We start from the raw sequence: 18,576 nt of genomic DNA on the forward strand, positions 1-18,576 counted from the left end.
GTGCGCAACTGCGCACCAGGGTTCGGTCCTGCGGACCGCCCCGGAATGACGGCATCCAAAACTACCCCACTTCCTCGATCTTCACCTTGTCCGGATAGAAGGCCAGATGGCCTGAAATCTCCGTCATCGCGGGGAAGGGCGTCTCGTAGGTCCAGATCGCGTTGTCCAGCGTCTTGCCGTCGGCCTTGACGCTGTAATAGTTCGCGTCGCCCTTGTACGGACAATGGGTGACGCGATCGGTGCGCTCGAGCAGGGCCATGTTGGTGTCCTCCCGTGGCACATATTGCACCGCCGGATATTTGGCCTCCTTCAAGGTCAGCGCTTTGCTGGTCTCGGCGATCACGATGTCGCCGGCCGTGACGCGGACGCGCCGGGGATTTTGGGTAATGGTGATGGGGTGGTCGGGCCCTGGAAGCTTCATGATGTCACGCCTTTTCGATCAACCTGCCGCGCGCGGCACTTTGTCGTGCCTTCCTGTTGGGATCAGGGATATAGTGCCTGAGTGCGTGACGGTGAAGGCCGTTCACGCTAAGTTTGGCCGTGCCGGTGAGGGGACCCCGGCGAGCGATTCGAGACCAGAAGGAGCGAGACCAGAATGCCCATGGACGCCCACGATATCGAGGCGATGATCAAGGCAGCAATCCCCGATGCCGAAGTGACCATCCGAGACCTCGCCGGCGATGGCGACCACTATGCTGCGACCGTGATCTCGGAATCCTTCCGCGGCAAATCCCGCGTCCAGCAGCACCAGATCGTCTATCAGTCCCTGCGCGGCCAGATGGGCGGCGTGCTGCATGCGCTGGCGCTGCAAACCGGGGTACCCGGCGGGCCCGGGGTGCCGGGCACTTGATCTGACGGACACCTGATTCCAAGCGCGACGGGGACGAAGATGGCTGCGGAGAACCCGCGCGGCGCGATGTTTCGCGTCATCGGTCCGAACCAGCACAGCCGCGTCACCAATGCCGAGCTGTTCTTCGACCTCGTCTTCGTCTTTGCCGTCACACAAATCTCGCACACGCTGCTGCATCATTTTACGCCGCTCGGCGCGTTGCATGTCGCGGTGCTGTTTCTCGCGGTATGGTGGGTGTGGGTTTACACCGCCTGGGTCACCAACTGGCTCAATCCCGAGCTGACGCCGGTCCGCATCCTGCTTTTCGCGATGATGCTGGGCGGCCTCGTGCTGTCGACGACGATTCCGACCGCCTTCGAGGGGCGGGGCCTGTGGTTTGCGGTCGCCTATGCGACCATGCAGGTGGGGCGTACCGCGTTCTGGCTGTTCGCGACCCCGCATCACCGCACCGCGGTGCGGCACAACGCGATTCGCATCCTGACCTGGCTCTCGATCTCCGCGGTGTTGTGGATCGCTGGCGGCCTGTCCGAGGGTGATACGCGGCTATGGCTGTGGATCGCGGCGGTGACCTGGGAGTACATCTCCCCGGCGGCGCGCTTCTGGGTCCCGAAGCTGGGCTTCTCGTCGGTCGAGGCCTGGGCCGTCGAAGGCGCGCACATGGCCGAGCGCTGCTCTCTGTTCGTCATCATCGCGCTCGGCGAGGCCATCGTCGTCAACGGTGCCACTTTTGCCGAGCTGACGTGGACCGCGGACAACATCCTCGCCTTCGTCTCGGCGCTGGTCGGCGCCATTGCGATGTGGTGGGTCTATTTCCACAAAGGGGCTGAGGCCGGCTCCGAGCGGATCTCGAAGTCCACCGAATCCGGCCGGCTGGCGCGGCTCGCCTACACCTATCTGCACATGCCGATCGTCGCCGGCATCATCCTGACCGCGGTCTCGGACGAGCTGGTGCTGAAGCATCCTGCCGGCCATTCCGACCTGCGCACCATCGTGAGCACGATCGGCGGTCCGCTGGTGTTCCTGGTCGGCACCATCCTGTTCAAGCACGCCATCCGCGGCTTCCTCCAGCTCTCCCACGGCATCGGCATCATCCTGCTGCTGGTGCTGAGCTGGTTCGCGTCGGAGCTATCGCCGCTCTGGCTTTCGGTCGCAACGACGGTGATCATGATCGTGGTCGCGGTGTGGGAGTCGGTGTCGCTGGGGGCGGCAACCGAGGAGTAGGCGCGGAGGCCTACTCCGCCACCTCCAGCGCATGCACGGAGAACATCTTGGCCGCGTCGGTCCAGCTTTCGCGCACACGCCAGCCCGCGCCATGTGCCAGTGATGCGAAACGGTCGATGCTGTATTTGTAGCTGTTTTCGGTGTGGATGCTCTCGCCCGGGCGGAACGAGAAGCTGGTGCCGAGCAGACGCACGGTCTGGCTCTTCCTGCTGATCAGGTGCATCTCGATGCGGTGCCGCTCGCGATTGTAGATCGCGCGATGGGTGAAGGCGGAGAGGTCGAAATTGCCGCCGAGCTCGCGGTTGATCCGCACCAGCACATTGAGATTGAAGCGCGCGGTGACGCCGGCGGCATCATTATAGGCCTCAAAGAGCACTCGCTCATCCTTTTCGAGGTCGGCGCCGATGATCATCTGCGCGCCGCGGCCGAGGATCTTGCGCGCGCTCTTCAGGAACGCCTGGGCTTCCTGCGGCTCGAAATTGCCGATGGTCGAGCCCGGGAAGAAGCCGACCTTGGGCATGGATGCGACCGCCCTGGGCAGCTCGAACGGGGTAGTGAAGTCGGCGGCGACCGGATAGATGCCGAGCGCGGTAAAATCCCGCTTCAGGCCGTTTGCCTGCGCCTTCAGGAAGTCGCCGGAGATGTCGACGGGCACATAGGCCGCGAACTTGCAATGGCCCAGCAGCAGGCGGACCTTGGTGGTCGCGCCGGCGCCGAACTCGACCAGCGCCGCATGCTCCGGGATGATCTTCGCGATGTCGCTGCCGCGCTCCCTCAGGATCGCAAGCTCGGTGCGCGTTGGATAATATTCCGGCAGGCGCGTGATCGCCTCGAACAGTTCTGACCCCGTCGCATCATAGAAATATTTCGGCGACAGCTTTTTCGGCTGCTGCGAGAGGTCCTCGATCGCCTCGCGGGCGAAGGCAGTCGTCTGCTCGTCGGGGAGATGGGCTTCGGCCAAAGCGCTGGCGTGCACATTCATGATAGTCTCCTGAACGCGCTGTCCGGCGCGCATTTGTCGTCGGAATTTTTAGTCGTAGTCGGCGAGCCGCAGCCCCGTGAACTGCCAGCGGTGGTGCGGGTAGAAGAAGTTGCGATAGGTGATACGGCTGTGGCCTTCAGGGGTTGCAAGCGAGGAGCCGCGCAGCACCAGCTGGTTGACCATGAATTTGCCGTTGTATTCGCCGAGCGCGCCTTCAACGGCGCAGTAGCCGGGGTAGGGCGCGTACGAAGAGCGGGTCCATTGCCAGACGATGCCGAAGGCATCGTCGAGCTGGCCGGCGCGCGCGGCGACCTCCCATTCCATCTCGGTCGGCAGGTGCTTTCCGGCCCAGCGGGCGAACGCGTCCGCCTCGTAATAGCTGACGTGGCAGACCGGCGCGTTCGGATCGATCGGCTTGAGGCCGGCAAGCGTCATCACGTGCCACGCGCCATCGACCTCGCGCCAGTGGCCCGGAGCCTCCCAGCCCTCGTTGCTCACCGTGGCAAAGCCGTCCATCAGCCACAGCGTTGCGGTCCGGTAGCCGCCGTCGCGCATGAAGGCGAGCCATTCACCGTTGGTGACGAGATGGCGGGCGATCTTGACCGGGCCAACGAGGGCGCGATGCGCCGGCTTCTCGTTGTCGAAATGGAAGCTGTCGTCGACATGGCCAACGGTGTGGATGCCTTCGTTCAGAGACAGCCAATCCTCGCCGGCACGGGTCGCGGCCGGGAAGCGCCAGTCGGGATCATAGGCCGGGGAGACCGGATTCTGTGCGAAGGCGTGCAGGATGTCGGTGAACATCAATTCCTGATGCTGCTGCTCGTGATTGAGCCCGACCTCGACCAGCGGTGCGATCTCGCGCAGCTTGGCCGCGCCGGCTTCGCGGAAGAATTTGACGACGGCCGCATCGACATATCTGCGATAGGCGCCGACCTGGTCGGCGCTGGGACGGGTAATGTCGCCGCGGCGATGCCGGGCATGACGCGGGCCGGCGCTGACGTAATAGGAATTGAACAGGAATGCGAAATCGGGGTGGAAGGGCCGGTAGCCCACGGCATGCTCGCCGAGCAGGAATTGCTCCCAGAACCAGGTGGTATGCGCCCGGTGCCATTTGATCGGGCTCGCATCCGGCATGGACTGGATCTGCTGGTCCTCGGGTGAGAGTGGCGCCGCCCGGCGTTCGGTCTCGTTGCGGACGGTGAGAAACGCATCTCCCAGCCGCTGGGCGAGCTTGCCCGGGTCGGAGGACGGTGACGAAAGCGGAGCGGGGGCCGTAGCGGAGGCTTGTTTCGTCACGTTTTTCTCCAGACAGGACAAGAGAACGTTGTTGGCGTTGCGTGGTTCCAAAACCAAGGTTCGTCCTAGATAGGGGCTCCGTTACGGTATGAAAGTCCTCTCCGGCGATGATATTGATGTCATCAGCCTATGGACCGGCGGGGTTCAGACCGCCGCCGACGACCGTTCGCCGCCATTTTACTTTGGATGCACAACGGTTTGGGCTACATATATGGGCAGATGTCGGGTTAGATCGGCTGAGCCGGCCCGAGACAATTGGTGAGGGCTCCGCCCCGGAAGGACATGGAAATGAGCATCGAGGAATTCATCGCCAACGAAGTGAAGTCGAACGACGTGGTTCTGTTCATGAAGGGCACGCCGCAATTTCCGCAGTGCGGGTTCTCCGGCCAGGTCGTCCAGATCCTCGACCATATTGGCGTCGGCTATAAGGGCCTCAACGTCCTGGAATCCGCCGAGCTGCGCAACGGCATCAAGGAATACTCGAACTGGCCGACCATCCCGCAGCTTTATGTGAAGGGCGAGTTCGTCGGCGGCTGTGACATCGTCCGCGAGATGTTCCAGGCCGGCGAATTGCAGCAGCTCTTCTCCGAGAAGGGCGTCGTCGTCGCGGCTTGATGCATGACCCAGCTGACGCGCCGGGTCAGTGGCGCCGAGCTCGAGGTCATCGTTGCCGACATTACCACGCTGGGCGTTGACGCCATCGTCAACGCCGCAAATTCGTCTCTCCTTGGCGGAGGCGGCGTTGATGGAGCGATCCACGACGCTGCCGGTCCCGAGCTTCTCGCCGAGTGCCGGACGCTCGGAGGATGCCCGACCGGCGATGCCAAGATCACCAAGGGCTATCTTCTGCCTGCGCGCCATGTGATCCATGCCGTCGGCCCCGTCTGGCATGGCGGCAGCCGCGGCGAGGCGGAGGCGCTGCGCTCGTGCTATCGTCGCGCGCTCGAACTCTGTCAGGCCAATGGGCTGACCTCGCTGGCCTTCTCCGCGATCTCCACTGGCGTTTATCGTTTCCCGGCCGTCCAGGCCGCGAAGATTGCGGTTCATACGACCATCGACACGCTGCCGGCCGCGCCCTCGGTCACCCGCGTCATATTCTGTTGTTTCTCGGAGCGAAGCGCGGCCCTTCACATGGACGTGTTGGCGCGGTACGGCAGCCCTTGTGCGTGACGACGCGGTCAGTACACTCCGCCGGACCATGTTCCGGGGAGGGGGTATGATTTCACAATCTGGACTGCGTGCGCTGGTCTGCGGCGCGCTGGTGTCGCTTGGCGCGATGTCGTCCGCGCACGCGGAGGGCACCTACAGATTCCGGCCGGCGCGGATTTCAACCAGGACAAGCTCGCGAAGGTCAGCGAGTTCTTCAAGAACGAGGTCGCCACCGGCAAGATCGCCGGCGCCACCGTGCTGATCAAGCAGCACGGCAAGCCGGTTTACCACGAAGCCTTCGGCGTGCAGGACGTGGTCAGCAAGGCGCCGATCACCGACAAGACGATCTTCCGCCTGTTCTCGATGACCAAGGCGATCACCTCGGTGGTCGCGATGCGATTGATCGAGGATGGCAAGGTCAAGCTCGACGATCCCGTCTCGAAATACATCCCGTCCTTCGCCAATGTGAAGGTCGGCGTCGAGAAGAAGGCGGAGGACGGCAGCAAGTCGCTCGAACTGGTGCCGCCCAACCGGCCGATGACCGTGCTCGACCTGATGCGCCACACCTCGGGCATCACCTATGGGTTCTATGGCGACAGCCTGGTGCGCAAAGCCTATCGCGAGGCCAATATCTATGCTGGCGATTTCGACCTTGCCGAGTTCGCCGAGCGAATCGCAAAACTGCCGCTGCACAACCAGCCGGGTGCGCTCTGGCAATATGGCCATTCCACCGACGTGCTGGCGCGTGTGATGGAGATTGCGGCCGGCAAGCCGCTGATCGACATCATGCGGGAAAAGCTGCTCGACCCGCTCGGCATGGTCGATACCGGCTTCTTCGTTACGGCCCCCGAGAAGCAGAAGCTCCTGGCGCAGCCGGTGCCGAACGACAACGATTTCCGGGTCGGCCGGATCAACGATCCGACCACCGTCAAGAAAATCCAATTCGCCAGCGGCGGCATGGTGACGACCATGGCCGACTATGAGCGCTTTGCGCAGATGCTGCTCAACGGCGGCAGCCTCAACGGCAAGACCATCCTCAAGCCCGAGACATTCAAGTTGATGGTGACCGATCAGGTCGGTCCGAAATCGGGCGTCGACCGCGACTATTTCTACTTTCCTGGCGACGGTTTCGGCTTCGGCCTCGGCTTCGCAGTCCGCACTGATCCCGGCAATGCCAAACCGCCGCCACCCGGCGATCTCGGCGAATTGAAGTGGGACGGCGCCTCCGGCTGCTATTTCGTGATCGACCCCAAGCAGGACATGTTCTTCGTCCTCCTGGAGCAGACCCCGACCGAGCGCCAGCGGGTGCAACGGACATTGAAGCAGTTGGTCTATGAATCCATGGAGAAGTGATGTGCGCGGGCGCCGCGCGCTGATCGCGGCGCTCGTTCTTCTGTTTGGCGTGGTCGGTGCACGTGCGGGCTCCGAGCGCGCCGCGCATAAATTCTCGCCCGAAGGCCTCGCAAAGATCTCCGACTACATCCGGAACGAGATCGCCACCGGCAAGATTCCCGGCGCCATCCTGCTGCTCCAGCAGCATGGCAAGCCGGTCTACTATGAGAATTTCGGCGTCCGTGACGTCGCGACCGAGATCTCGATGAGCGCGGATACGATCTTCCGCCTCTATTCGATGTCGAAGCCGATCACCTCAGTCATGGCGATGATGCTGGTCGAGGAGGGCAAGCTTTCGCTCGACGATCCCGTCTCGAAATACATTCCGGCCTTCGCAGGCATGAAGGTCGGGGTTGAGAAGAAGGCGGAGGACGACAAGGTCGCGCTGGTGCTGGAAGCGCCGAATCGTCCCGTCACGATCAAGGACCTGCTGCGCCACACCTCGGGTCTGCCGTATGGCTATCATGGTGGCGGCATGGTGCGCGAGCTCTATGCCGAGGCCAATCTGTTCCAAAGCAATCTCAGCAATGCCGACTTCGTCGCGAAGATCACGACGCTGCCGCTGGTCGAGCAGCCGGGCACCGCGTGGGATTACGGCTTCTCCACCGACGTGCTCGGCCGCGTCGTCGAGGTCGCTTCCGGCAAGACGCTGCTCCAGTTCGAGAAGGAGCGGCTGCTCGATCCGTTCGGCATGACCGAGACCGCGTTCTTCGTCACCGATCCCGCCAAATTCCCGCGCGTTGCCGAGCCGATGCCGGAGGATCGCAACCTCAACCCGACCACGCCGGTTCGCGACATCAGGCGGCCGTCGAAGTGGGAATCGGGTGGCGGCGGCATGGTCGGCACGATCGGCGACTACGCCCATTTCGCGCAGATGCTGCTGAATGGTGGCCTCTACGAGGGACGGCGTTATCTCAAGCCCGAGACCATCGCGCTGATGGCATCCGATCACATCGGACCTGAGACGAAGATCGCGCGCGACCAGAGCTATTACCCGGGCGACAGCTCCGGCTTCGGCCTCGGCTTTGCCGTACGCACCTCGGTGCCGCCGGGTACGGCGTGGCCGCTTGGCGAGTATCGCTGGGACGGCGTCGGCGGCACCTTCTTCTTCATCGATCCCGAGGACGATCTGTTCGGGATCTTCATGGTGCAGACCCCCTCGGAGCGCGGCCGGATCCAGCTGGCGTTGAAGACGCTGATTTATCAGGCGATGGGGCGGTAGTTACGCTCCGCGCACGATCTCGCGCACGTATCCGATCGTCTCGTCGATCTGGCTCGCATTGACGTCGAGATGGGTGCAGGCGCGGATGCGGCCGTCCATCATCGCAAGCGTCACGCCGCGCTGGCGCAGCGCTGCGACCATCTTGTCGCCGGCAACGCCGGCGCCGTCGGGCTTGAAGAACACCAGATTGGTCTCGGGCTCCTGCACCTCGATGCCAGAGATCTGCGACAGCCCGCGGGCGAGCGCGCGCGCATTGGCGTGGTCGTCGGCAAGGCGCTCGACGTGATGGTCGAGGGCGTAGATGCAGGCCGCGGCGCAGATGCCGGCCTGCCGCATCGAGCCGCCGAGGCGCTGCTTCCATTGCCATACCGCGTCGATGAAGGCGCGTGAGCCTGCGAGCACGCCGCCGATCGGCGCCCCGAGGCCCTTGGAGAAGTCGATCCAGGCCGAATCCCATCCGGCGGTCATGTCGCGCGGCGAGATTCCGCTTGCCACGGTGGCGTTGAGCAGGCGCGCGCCGTCCATGTGGGTGATGAGGTCGTGCTGCTTCGCGATCGCGACGATCTCGTCGAGCGCCGCCTTCTTCCAGATCGTGCCGCCGCCGATATTGGCGGTCTGCTCGACGCTGACGACGGTCTGCGGCGGCTGGTAGCGCGTGCGCGGATGCAGCGCCTTGCGCAACGTCTCCGGCGTGAACTGGCCGTCGGCGCCCTTCAGCTGGGTGACCTGGAAGCCGCCGATCGCGGCATGCGCGCCGCCTTCGCGGGCGATGATGTGCGCGGTCTCGTGCGCGAGGATTTCGTCGCCGGGACGGCAATGCACCAGCGTTGCGGTGACGTTGCACATCGTGCCAGAGGGCATGTACACCGCGGCTTCCTTGCCGAGCAGATCGGCTACGCGCTCGCACAGCGCGTTCACGGTCGGATCGTCGCCGACCTGCTCGTCGCCGACCTCCGCCCGCGCCATAGCCTCGCGCATCGCGGCCGTCGGCTTGGTCTGCGTGTCCGAGAGCAGATTGATGCGCACCGGCGGCGCCTTGGGATCGACGGGGGGAGGGGTGTAGAGCATGCGACGCCTCCTGAAGGCATGACGGCCACTGAAGTGTGGCTCTTAAGCAAAAAGGCCCCGGCGAACCGGGGCCTTTCGATATTCAGATCTTAGCGCGAATAGAATTCGACGACCAGATGCGGCTCCATCTGCACCGGGAACGGCACGTCGGAGAGGCCGGGGATGCGCGCGTACTTCGCAATCATCTTGCCATGGTCGACTTCGAGATAGTCGGGAACATCGCGCTCGGGGAGCTGGCTGGCTTCGAGCACGTGAGCGAGCTGCTTGGAAGCTTCCTTGACCTCGATCACGTCGCCGACCTTGAGCTGGTAGCTCGAGATGTTGACCTTGCGGCCGTTCACCTTGATGTGGCCGTGGTTGATGAACTGGCGCGCGGCGAAGATCGTGGAGACGAACTTGGCGCGGTACACGACCGCGTCGAGACGGCGCTCGAGCAGGCCGATCAGGTTCTCGCCGGTGTCACCCTTGAGGCGGCTGGCTTCCACGTAGATGCCGTGGAACTGACGCTCGCTGATGTTGGCGTAATAGCCCTTCAGCTTCTGCTTGGCGCGGAGCTGCACGCCGAAGTCGGAGAGCTTGCCCTTGCGGCGCTGGCCGTGCTGGCCGGGGCCGTATTCCCTGCGGTTCACGGGGCTCTTCGGGCGGCCCCAGATGTTCTGGCCCATACGGCGATCGATCTTGTACTTCGCCTCACTGCGCTTAGTCATCGCGTCCTCTTCGGTTGCATGGTTTGAGGAAACGCGCCCTCCTGTGTGACGGGCCAGGCCCGGCACCGACAGGTCCGATCCCCAAAGCTTAAGGGACAGGACCACGGGTCGCGAAACGCTTCGCGGGCCGAAATCGGCCCGCGAGCAGGCGGCTTTTAGGGGAGTTTGGGGTTCGCTGTCAATGCGAATGCCCCCGGAATCAGGTCCTTACTGCCCGGATGGGCTTGGGGCCGGCTGCCCGCAATTCGGCAGCGATTTCAGTGTTGAGGACCTGTTCCAGCCGGGTCAGGACCCGGGCGATCGGGGCGGCATCCGTCACCCGGTGGTCCCAGCGGATCACGACATGAATGGTCTGGTCCGCCTCGGCCACCCCATAGCTGATGACGAAGGGGCCCGGCGTGATGGGGTGGAGCTCGCCGCCGCCATAGGCGGCCACCGAGCTGACCGCGAAGCTGCCGAACCAGTTGCCGCGCTGCCGGCCGAAATTCAGCCCCACCGCCCAGGACAGGCGCCGCAGCGGCAGGGGCAGGCGGGTCGCCCGCATGATCTTGCGGAACATCGGGACGTCCTCGACCGGCGCCGTCTTGGCGCGTCGGATCTCGGCGTCGATCTGGCCCAATGGCAGGGCTTCCGGGGCCGATATCCGCTGCGGCAGCACGCATTCCTCGCCCCGTTCGACCCGGGCGATGGCGACCAGCGCCACGCTCTTCGGCAGCTCGTAGAGCGATGGCCAGGGCCATTTGGCATAGACGGTCCGCAGGATCGGCTCGTCCTTGGCGACCAGGGCGAAGGCCTTGACGAACATCGCCGCCCAGCCGGCAGGCGCCATCGCGCCGGCGCGGGATTCGAGCAGGGGGCGGATATCAAGCGAACGGGAGAGCGAGACGAAGGGCACGCCCATCGAGGCGCGCATGAGGTCGCAAATCAGGCGGCGTCGCAGCGAGATGGTCTTGGGCGTCCCGCGCATTGGTCTCCGGTTCCCGCAGATTAAAAGCAGATTAAAATATGTGCAGCGAGCGGGTCATCCGCTCGCCGCGTGATCTAGCACGAACCAACCCGCTTGGGTTCGGTCGGTTCGTCGCATCAGGGCGCCGGCGAGGCCAGCGGCTTGGCCGGCGTAAATTACAAGCACTTTCAATGATTTATTACCATGGGGTTTGGCGTCGCGCACGGCGCCTGCTGGGATCTGGTAGGAATCGCCGGCCTCCAGATGCTTGTGGAACCGTCGACCCTGGCAGTTTCCGGCAAGGCCGAGATCGGCTTGTTCAGCGCCTGATCCCTTCGAACGCCGCCATGATGCCACGCTGGAACAGCGACCAGTCGAAGCCGAGCGCGATCGCCCGGTAGCCACGGTCGATCAGGGCGTTGGCCTGGTCGGCGGTGCGCGCCACGCCCCCGATCGGCACGCCGCTTCTGAGGATGCCGGCCTCCGCGCGGGCGACCAGCTCAAGCAGCTCCGGATCATCCATCCGACCGCGCTTGTTGATGGAGGTGGCGAGATCGCCGGGGCCGATCACCGCGACGTCGATGCCCGGCGTTGCCATGATCTCGTCGATGCGATTGACGGCATCGACATGCTCGATGGTGATCATGCAGATCATCTCATCGTCGGCGCTGGCCATGTAGTCCGGCATCGACTGGCCCCAGCGGAACGGCGCGTGGAAGGGACCCCAGAGCCGATCGCCGCGCGGCGGGTAGCGCACGCTGCGCACTGCTTTCTCGGCATCGTCTCGGTTGGTGATCATCGGGAAGTTGATGCCGAAGGCACCGATGTCCATCGGCGCTTTCGCAAGCCATGGCTCGTTCGCGGCGATCCGAACCAGTGGCGTGCATGGCGTGCCCGTGGTCGCGGCGATCATCGCATGTGCTTCGGTCAATCCAATCGGGCCATGTTCGAGATCGACGATGATCCAGTCGAGCGAGCGCGCCATGATCTGCACCATCTGCACGCTCGGGATCGTCGCGATCGCGCCGAAGGCGGGGCGTCCCTCGCGCCAGAGCTGGCGGAGACGGTTGAGTGGTGTGGAGGGGACCGACATGGGAAGGCCTGCGGCAAGGTGACAACGGCAAAGCCTAGCAGCGCGCCGTTGCCGCGCAAAGTCAGGCCAGGGCGCGGCCGCCGAAGAACGGTGTGAGCATCGCCGAAAGGCCATGCACGCGGTTCGAGGTGAAGATCATCTCGGCGCCGGACTGCACGATGCCGCCGATCCGCGGGCCAAGCAAATCCGAGACGCGGCGGGCGATCGCGGGCGCAGGGTCGATCCACTCGACCGGCCAGGGCGCCAGCCGTTTCAGCCGGTCGAGCAGCAGCGGATAATGCGTGCAGGCGAGCACCACCGTGTCGGTGCGCGATGTCGCATCCCCGGCGTCGCCGACGAAGCAGGGAGCGAGTTCGGCGAGGATGGCCTCGTCGCTGATCGCAGCGCCGCCGAGCTCGGCTTCAGCCAGCGAGGCAAGCTCGGGCGAGCCGACCAGAGTCACCTCGCAGCCCTGCGCGAAGTCGCGGATCAAAGCTTTGGTATATTCCCGCTTCACCGTGCCCTTGGTGCCGAGTACCGAGACGCGGCGGGTCTTGGACTGCGCGCAGGCCGGCTTGATCGCCGGCACCGTGCCGACGAAGGGTACGGAATAATTGGCGCGCAAGTGAGACAGGACCAGGGTGGATGCCGTGTTGCAGGCGATGACGACGAGGTCGGGATCATGTGTGCCGATCAATTCACCCATCAACGGCACCACGCGGGCGATGATCTCGTCCTCGCCATGGTGGCCGTAGGGGAAGAAGGCGTCGTCGGCGACATAGACGTAATGCGCGTCCGGGCGTGCGGCGACGACCTCACGGAGCACCGTGCAGTCCGCCAAGGCCGGAATCGAACACCAGGATGGTCGGGGAGTTGGTCACGTCATTACCTTAAGGCGCCATGGTTACCATTCGGTTTTTAGGGCGGTTTTGCGGCGGGACCGCCCCAGCGCCAATCTGGACGGGTCGAATGCGCTGCGGACGGGGACATATCCGCAAAATTGCGGGGAGCCATCGTGTCCTAGACGGGCCGCAACGCCTTTGGCGTTGCGGCGTAGAGCCGGGGCGGTCACGCGATCCTGTTCGTGGCGGCCGCCCGCTCCGTGGCGAGCTGCTTCTGCAGGCGATCGATGTTTTGCAAGAGGCGCTGGCTGGTCAGCACCAGGAAGTAATAACCGAACTGCGGATCCTGGAAATAAATCTCGAGCAGCCGGTCATAGGTGATCGTCAGCACCTGTCCATCTTCGATGCACTCGATCGTTCCGGTGCGCCGGTTGTCGGGCGTGAGAAAGCCGAGCTCTCCCATGAGAGTTCCTGGCCCGATCTCGACATTGATCTCCTTGACCAGGAATTTTCCGGTGACCGTGAGGAGCATCTCGTTGGCGGGGTCGCCCAGCCTGAACAACGTGTCGCCATGGCGATATTTGCGCTCGGTCATGAACGGCTTGAGCCATTCGATCGACATGTCGCCTTCGGCCGCATGGCGCGCCTTCTTGACCAGCTTGAGCATCTGCCGCAGCCGCAGGGCGTTGATCGGCAGCAACAGAAGATAGAGAAGGAACGTCGAGACGTTGGCGGAGAGCGCGCCGAAAACGGCGAACAACGCGCAGCCGATCATGTTGGCGACGCGCAGCGGCACCATCGTCCGCATCAGGAGCGTGGCGACGAAGAAAACGGCGCCGACCGCCGCGAATAGATTGGCCAGTGTGATGTTGTGGACGAAGATCTCCAGCAGCCGGTTGAAGATCGCGTCGTAGGTGACGTTGTTTGGATCGAGGCCCATCTGGACCAGGATTTTCGCGATCCTGAGGTTGTCCGTTGCCGCATCGAGAATGCGGTCGAGGATCGAGGAAACGTCTGCGCTGCCGGACGGCATGGTACTAACCCCGCGTAAGGCCTTCAGTCCTGCTCGGTATTCGTATAGCCGAAATCGAATGACGGCCGCCTGAAATGAAGCCTTCGGCCGTCATGCCGCAAGAGGCAAATTTTAGCTTGATCGGGCGTTTCGGCAATCGCCCCTTTGGTTGTGCGTCTGCCCGCAACGCGGCCGTGATTCGGGGCGACTTCAGCGTCGCGGATGGGCCCGACGCCGCGGGGGCCGCCCGATCTCCGCCTTAGGGCTTGGCGGCGGGTTGCACGACCTGCTGCTCGACGAGGCCAAGACGTCCGGGCAGCGAGCCTGCGCGCAGCAGCATGGCGACGCTGTTGGCCTCTTCCAGGGTGAAGTTGCCGGAGATCTGGCCTGAGCCGCCGGTGATGGGCTCGCGGATCACGGGAGCGGCGATCACCTTGTCGTCGAGCACGATGGCGAAGGGCTTTCCGACGTTCTCTGCGGTGATGTGGGCGAAGCGCCGCGTGCCGCGGCCGTTGAAGCGGAACGAGGCGATCGGCTCCTTCGTGTCGCTCGTAAATCCGGGTCCCGCATAGCCGATGTCGTCGCCGTCGAGCGCGCTGTCCTTGGCAACGAGATAAGAAAGCTTGTCCTTGAAGCCGAGCAGGACTTCCGTGCCAGTGGGCGGCGTGCCGGATCGCGCCTGCTCCGGCGGCATCGAGAGATCGATCAGGCGGAAGCTGACCCGCACCTTCTTGGCGAAGATTGTGGTGATGCGCTCGGGCTCCATCGCGCCTGGCAGGAAGATGCGGATGCGGTCCGTTCCCTCGGGCTGGACGCTGGCGAGCGTGATGCCGGCGTCCTTGAGGCGCTGCTCGATCATGGCGATGGAATCTTCGACGAGATCGTGCAGCCGTGCGGCGGATGCGGCGTCGGTCGGCGCGAGCCTGATCAGTCCGTCTCCGGCGTCGGTCACGGTGAGCGCGTGCGTGGGCAACCCCTCCGCCGCCGAGGCGAGCTTGCGCGTGAGCTGTTCGCGACCTTTGGCGTCCGCAATCTTCACTTCGACGCCGCCGTCGCGGATCGCAAGGCCGGAGAAAGCGATCCGTCCCTCGCGCAGAATCTGTAGGCGTCGTCGCGCAGGTCCGCGACGACCGCCTCCCGCAAGCCATCGGTGTCCACTTTGTAGATGATGCGGGATCCGCCCAGCTTCTCCATCTTGTCGGCGACGAAAGCCGCGACCTTGGCGCGCATCTTGTCGAATTGAGTGTCGGCCAACGCCACGCGAGGCAGCACGATCGCCATGGCGAGTCCGACGAGCAGGCTTGTGATGCGGTTCCGCAGATGCGTAGGCATGATCACCTCAAGTCTTGCGGCAGGACGCTGGCGGCGGAGGCCGGCGCCAGTTTCTTGGTCCCCGGATCGGGCGCGGAGGTTCAATTCGGTCGAGATCGAGGCCGACCGCCGCAGCCGGTAGGCAATAGACGAACGCCAAATCATCCATCATTGTGTTCCCGCTCGACCGGCAAATCGGTCGAGGCCTCGCCGAACCAAAATGTCAAAAGACAGGGGGCGGGGACATGCATCTGAGGGAGGACGGAATTCCATGGCGGGCATCCATGCGCTCGATCGGCTCATCGGCAACGACTATCCGGAATTTTCGACGGACGCCGACGTCCGGGCCTTCGAGCAGATTCCTTATGCCGATCGCGTCGCGGCCGAGAGCACCTATGACGCGATCAGGCTGGGTGCAGCGCGCAACCCCGACGGCGCGGCGATCCAGTTCCTGCAAAACGCCGATCCCGCCGACACGCCGGTCGTGGTCACGTATCGCGATTTCATCGCGCGCGTCACGCAGGCCGCCAACATGTTTCACGCGTTGGGAGCGGAGAAGGGCGACGTCATCAGCTTCATGCTGCCGCTGGTGCCGGATGCCTTCGTGACGCTGTTCGGCGCCGAAGCCGCGGGCATCGCCAATCCCGTCAATCCGCTGCTCGAGCCGCACCAGATCGCGGAGATCCTGGAGGCCGCGAACACGAAAATCCTGGTGGCGCTTGGGCCGATGCCCGGCACCGACGTCTGGCAGAAGGTCGAGCAGATCCGCCCGCAACTGAAGCATCTCAAGGCCATCGTGCAGGTGTTCGGCGGCGGCGATCCCGCCAACGGCATCTTCGCCTTCGGCGACCTGATCAAGCAGCAGCCGTCGGACCGGCTTGTCAGCGGGCGCAAGATTTCGGGTGCCGACATCGCCGCCTATTTCCACACCGGCGGCACCACCGGCACGCCGAAGCTGGTGCGGCACACCCATGCCAACCAGGTCTATCAGGCCTGGGCGCTCAATCTGCTGCTGAAGGCGAAGCCTGGCTCGATCTGCTGTTCGGCATGCCGCTGTTTCACGTTGGCGGATCGTTGACGCAGGTGCTGCTGACGCTGTCGAGCGGCGGCTCGCTGGTCGTGCTGTCGCCGAGCGGCTGGCGCAATCCGAATGCGGTGAAGAACATCTGGCAGCTCGTCGAGCGCTACAGGCCCGACGCGCTGTCGAGCGTGCCGACGGTGCTCGCCGCTACGCTGGCGGTGCCGCCAGGCAACGCCGACATCTCCAGCTTGAAATATGCCGCCGGCGGTGGCTCGGCGATTCCCGTCGCCGTGGGCTCGGCGATCCAGGACAAGCTCAAGCTGCCGGTGATCGAGGTCTACGGCATGACCGAGACCTCGAGTGTGCACACCTTGGCCTATCCGTCGCGGCCGATCCGGCTCGGCTCGGTCGGCCTTCCCATGCCTTACGCGCGCGTGCGCATCGTGCAACTCGATGCCGATGGCCGCCTGATCCGCGATTGTGCGCCCGACGAGATCGGCGTCGTCATCATGGCCGGGCCCGGCGTGTTCGGCGGCTATCTCAACGACGAGCACAACAAGGGCGCCTTCGTCGACGAGGTCTGGGTCAATTCCGGCGATCTCGGCCGGCTCGATGCCGACGGCTATCTCTGGATCACCGGCCGCGCCAAGGACCTCGTGATCCGCGGCGGACACAACATCGATCCCGCGCCGATCGAGGAGATCATGTTCAGGCATCCCGCCGTCGGCTTCGCCGCCGTGGTCGGCCAGCCCGACGCCTACGCCGGCGAGCTGCCGGTGGGCTACGTGCAATTGAAGCCGGGCGCGAGCGTCGAGCCGGGCGAGCTCGAAACGTGGGTGCGCGAGCGCACGCCGGAGCGCGCCGCCGTGCCGGTGCAGGTGATTCCGATCAATCCGATGCCGGTGACGGGCGTCGGCAAGGTGTTCAAGCCGCAGCTGCGCTGGGACGCGGCCGAGCGCGTGTTCGCCAAGGTACTGGCGCCGCTGGTCGCGCGCGGCATCGATTGCAAGGTCAGGGTCGGTGCCCATGGCAGCCACGGCTCGATCGCCACCGTGACGCTTGCGGGCCTGCCACCGGATCAGCGCGAGATGGTCGCGAACGAGGTGCACGCGCTGCTTGCACCGTTCGTGATGCGCCACGAGGTGGTGCAGACGTAGGAGAGGCGGGTGGGCAAAGGCGCAAGGCGCCGTGCCCACATCTTCCAATTGAGGCCGTTGTGGTGGGCACGCTTCGCTTTGCCCACCCTACGAGGTCCGCGCTCCCCGGTACAAGTTCTGCACCCTACATATTTTCTACGCCGGCATCCGCGTTTCGATCAGGCGCACCCAGTATGATGCGCCGTGGCCCAAAATGTTGTCGTTGAAGACATAGGCCGGGTGGTGGCACTCGTTGCCGTCGCCCATGCCGACCAGGATCATCGCGCCGGGGCGGGCTTCCAGCATGAACGAAAAATCCTCGGCGCCCATCATCGGGATGAACTTGTCGTTGACGCGATCAGTGCCGACGATGTCGCGGGCGACCTCGGCGGCGATGCCGGCCTCGCGTGCATGATTCATCGTCACCGGATACATCCGCGTGTATTTCGTCTCGGCCGAACCGCCATAGGCGCGGGCGATGCTGTCGGCGACTTCGCCGATGCGGCGCTCGACGAGATCGCGCACCTCAGGGTCGAGCGTGCGCACGGTGCCGGCGAGCTCGGCGATCTCCGGGATGATGTTGAAGGCGGTGCCGGAGTGGAATTGCGTGATCGAGATGACGGCGGACTTCAGCGGATCGACGTTGCGCGCCACGATCGATTGCAGCGCGCCCACGATCTGCGAGCCGATCAGCACGCTGTCGACCGATTTGTGCGGGCCGGCGCCGGCGTGGCCGCCCTTGCCGTGGACCGTGATCTGAATGTTGTCGGAAGATGCAAGCATCGCGCCGGGAGTGGTTGCGAAATGGCCCTCGGGCAGGCCCGGCATGTTGTGCATGCCGTAGACCTCCTGGATGTTCCAGCGCGTCATAAGCCCGTCCTCGACCATGGCCTTGCCACCGCCGCCGCCTTCCTCGGCGGGCTGGAAGATCATGATCGCTGTACCGTCGAAATTGCGCGTCTCGGCGAGATATTTGGCGGCGCCGAGCAGCATCGCGGTGTGGCCGTCATGGCCGCAGGCGTGCATCTTGCCGGGGACTTTTGAGGCGTAGGGCACGCCCGACGTCTCCATGATCGGCAGCGCGTCCATATCGGCGCGGAGGCCAATGGTCTTGCCGGAGGCCGACTTGCGGCCGCGGATCACGCCGACCACGCCGGTGCGGCCGATGCCCGTCACCACCTCGTCACAGCCGAACTCGCGCAGCTTGTCGGCGACGATGCCGGCGGTGCGGTGGACTTCGTAGAGCAGCTCGGGGTTCTCGTGGAAGTCATGGCGCCAGGCGGCCATTTCGTCGGACAGGGCGGCGATGCGGTTGACGATGGGCATGAGGGATCCGTTTTTGTTGTTGC

The 18,576-nt window shown here is 64.5% G+C and carries 14 protein-coding genes and 5 pseudogenes; 7 read left to right on the forward strand and 12 right to left on the reverse strand.

Going from position 1 to position 18,576, the window contains the following annotated elements; genetic code table 11:
• Nucleotides 1-61: 61 nt before the first annotated feature.
• Nucleotides 62-421, reverse strand: a complete 360-nt coding sequence (locus tag ACSKB8_RS25435; protein ID WP_091889032.1) for a DUF427 domain-containing protein — start codon at nucleotides 419-421, stop codon at nucleotides 62-64.
• A gap of 174 nt (nucleotides 422-595) precedes the next feature.
• Here ACSKB8_RS25435 and ACSKB8_RS25440 point away from each other — a divergent pair, with 174 nt between their 5' ends.
• Together ACSKB8_RS25440 and ACSKB8_RS25445 are read left to right on the forward strand one after the other, a co-directional pair.
• A complete protein-coding gene (locus tag ACSKB8_RS25440; RefSeq protein WP_035707582.1) occupies nucleotides 596-850 on the forward strand; it encodes a BolA/IbaG family iron-sulfur metabolism protein in 255 nt (84 codons plus the stop codon).
• Between the two features lie 39 nt (nucleotides 851-889).
• Nucleotides 890-2,071 (forward strand): low temperature requirement protein A, encoded by a 1,182-nt coding sequence (locus ACSKB8_RS25445; RefSeq protein ID WP_438107198.1) that lies wholly within the window; start codon nucleotides 890-892, stop codon nucleotides 2,069-2,071.
• A 10-nt stretch (nucleotides 2,072-2,081) separates the two neighbouring features.
• Here the strand turns inward: ACSKB8_RS25445 and egtD are convergent, their stop codons facing one another.
• On the reverse strand, nucleotides 2,082-3,053 hold the full coding sequence (gene egtD / locus ACSKB8_RS25450; protein ID WP_438107200.1) for an L-histidine N(alpha)-methyltransferase: 972 nt from the start codon (nucleotides 3,051-3,053) through the stop codon (nucleotides 2,082-2,084).
• Between the two features lie 48 nt (nucleotides 3,054-3,101).
• Nucleotides 3,102-4,400 carry an ergothioneine biosynthesis protein EgtB gene (gene egtB / locus ACSKB8_RS25455; protein WP_438110672.1) on the reverse strand — a complete coding sequence of 433 codons (1,299 nt, stop codon included), beginning with the start codon at nucleotides 4,398-4,400 and terminating at the stop codon, nucleotides 3,102-3,104.
• Nucleotides 4,401-4,637: 237 nt separating this feature from the next.
• Here egtB and grxD point away from each other — a divergent pair, with 237 nt between their 5' ends.
• The 4 genes and pseudogenes from grxD to ACSKB8_RS25475 all read left to right on the forward strand — a co-directional run bounded on the left by grxD (nucleotide 4,638) and on the right by ACSKB8_RS25475 (nucleotide 8,112).
• The gene (gene grxD / locus ACSKB8_RS25460; protein ID WP_061883061.1) at nucleotides 4,638-4,964 is read left to right on the forward strand and encodes a Grx4 family monothiol glutaredoxin; all 327 of its coding nucleotides are present in this window, start codon (nucleotides 4,638-4,640) and stop codon (nucleotides 4,962-4,964) included.
• A gap of 3 nt (nucleotides 4,965-4,967) precedes the next feature.
• Nucleotides 4,968-5,519 (forward strand): O-acetyl-ADP-ribose deacetylase, encoded by a 552-nt coding sequence (locus tag ACSKB8_RS25465; protein WP_438107201.1) that lies wholly within the window; start codon nucleotides 4,968-4,970, stop codon nucleotides 5,517-5,519.
• A 46-nt stretch (nucleotides 5,520-5,565) separates the two neighbouring features.
• A pseudogene (locus ACSKB8_RS25470) lies at nucleotides 5,566-6,851 on the forward strand (serine hydrolase domain-containing protein).
• 1 nt (nucleotide 6,852) lies between these two features.
• Entirely contained in the window at nucleotides 6,853-8,112 is a 1,260-nt protein-coding gene (locus ACSKB8_RS25475) for a serine hydrolase domain-containing protein (protein ID WP_438107203.1), read from the forward strand.
• On the opposite strand, the gene ACSKB8_RS25480 is transcribed toward ACSKB8_RS25475, so the two are convergent.
• The 8 genes and pseudogenes from ACSKB8_RS25480 to ACSKB8_RS25515 form a co-directional block, all read right to left on the reverse strand.
• A complete protein-coding gene (locus ACSKB8_RS25480; RefSeq protein ID WP_438107205.1) occupies nucleotides 8,113-9,180 on the reverse strand; it encodes a threonine aldolase family protein in 1,068 nt (355 codons plus the stop codon).
• A gap of 89 nt (nucleotides 9,181-9,269) precedes the next feature.
• Entirely contained in the window at nucleotides 9,270-9,887 is a 618-nt protein-coding gene (gene rpsD / locus ACSKB8_RS25485) for a 30S ribosomal protein S4 (RefSeq protein ID WP_438107207.1), read from the reverse strand.
• A 199-nt stretch (nucleotides 9,888-10,086) separates the two neighbouring features.
• Complete coding sequence (locus ACSKB8_RS25490) at nucleotides 10,087-10,854, reverse strand: acyltransferase (RefSeq protein WP_370988904.1); 768 nt, start codon at nucleotides 10,852-10,854, stop codon at nucleotides 10,087-10,089.
• 116 nt (nucleotides 10,855-10,970) lie between these two features.
• A pseudogene (locus ACSKB8_RS25495) lies at nucleotides 10,971-11,103 on the reverse strand (cupin domain-containing protein); the annotation flags it as partial.
• Between the two features lie 49 nt (nucleotides 11,104-11,152).
• Nucleotides 11,153-11,926: an HpcH/HpaI aldolase family protein gene (locus ACSKB8_RS25500; protein WP_438107209.1), complete on the reverse strand. Its 774-nt coding sequence runs from the start codon at nucleotides 11,924-11,926 to the stop codon at nucleotides 11,153-11,155.
• A 61-nt stretch (nucleotides 11,927-11,987) separates the two neighbouring features.
• Nucleotides 11,988-12,786: pseudogene (gene murI, locus ACSKB8_RS25505) on the reverse strand (glutamate racemase).
• Nucleotides 12,787-12,973: 187 nt separating this feature from the next.
• Complete coding sequence (locus ACSKB8_RS25510) at nucleotides 12,974-13,780, reverse strand: Crp/Fnr family transcriptional regulator (protein WP_164934486.1); 807 nt, start codon at nucleotides 13,778-13,780, stop codon at nucleotides 12,974-12,976.
• Nucleotides 13,781-14,018: 238 nt separating this feature from the next.
• A pseudogene (locus tag ACSKB8_RS25515) lies at nucleotides 14,019-15,091 on the reverse strand (SecDF P1 head subdomain-containing protein).
• A gap of 250 nt (nucleotides 15,092-15,341) precedes the next feature.
• On the opposite strand from ACSKB8_RS25515, the pseudogene ACSKB8_RS25520 reads away from it, so the two are divergent.
• Nucleotides 15,342-17,248: pseudogene (locus ACSKB8_RS25520) on the forward strand (acyl-CoA synthetase).
• Nucleotides 17,249-17,383: 135 nt separating this feature from the next.
• On the opposite strand, the gene ACSKB8_RS25525 reads toward ACSKB8_RS25520, so the two are convergent.
• Complete coding sequence (locus ACSKB8_RS25525) at nucleotides 17,384-18,553, reverse strand: M20 aminoacylase family protein (protein WP_438107211.1); 1,170 nt, start codon at nucleotides 18,551-18,553, stop codon at nucleotides 17,384-17,386.
• Between the last annotated feature and the right edge of the window lie 23 nt (nucleotides 18,554-18,576).

It is taken from the genome of Bradyrhizobium sp. BR 1432 (assembly GCF_051547705.1).
Classification (GTDB): Bacteria; Pseudomonadota; Alphaproteobacteria; order Rhizobiales; family Xanthobacteraceae; genus Bradyrhizobium; species Bradyrhizobium zhanjiangense.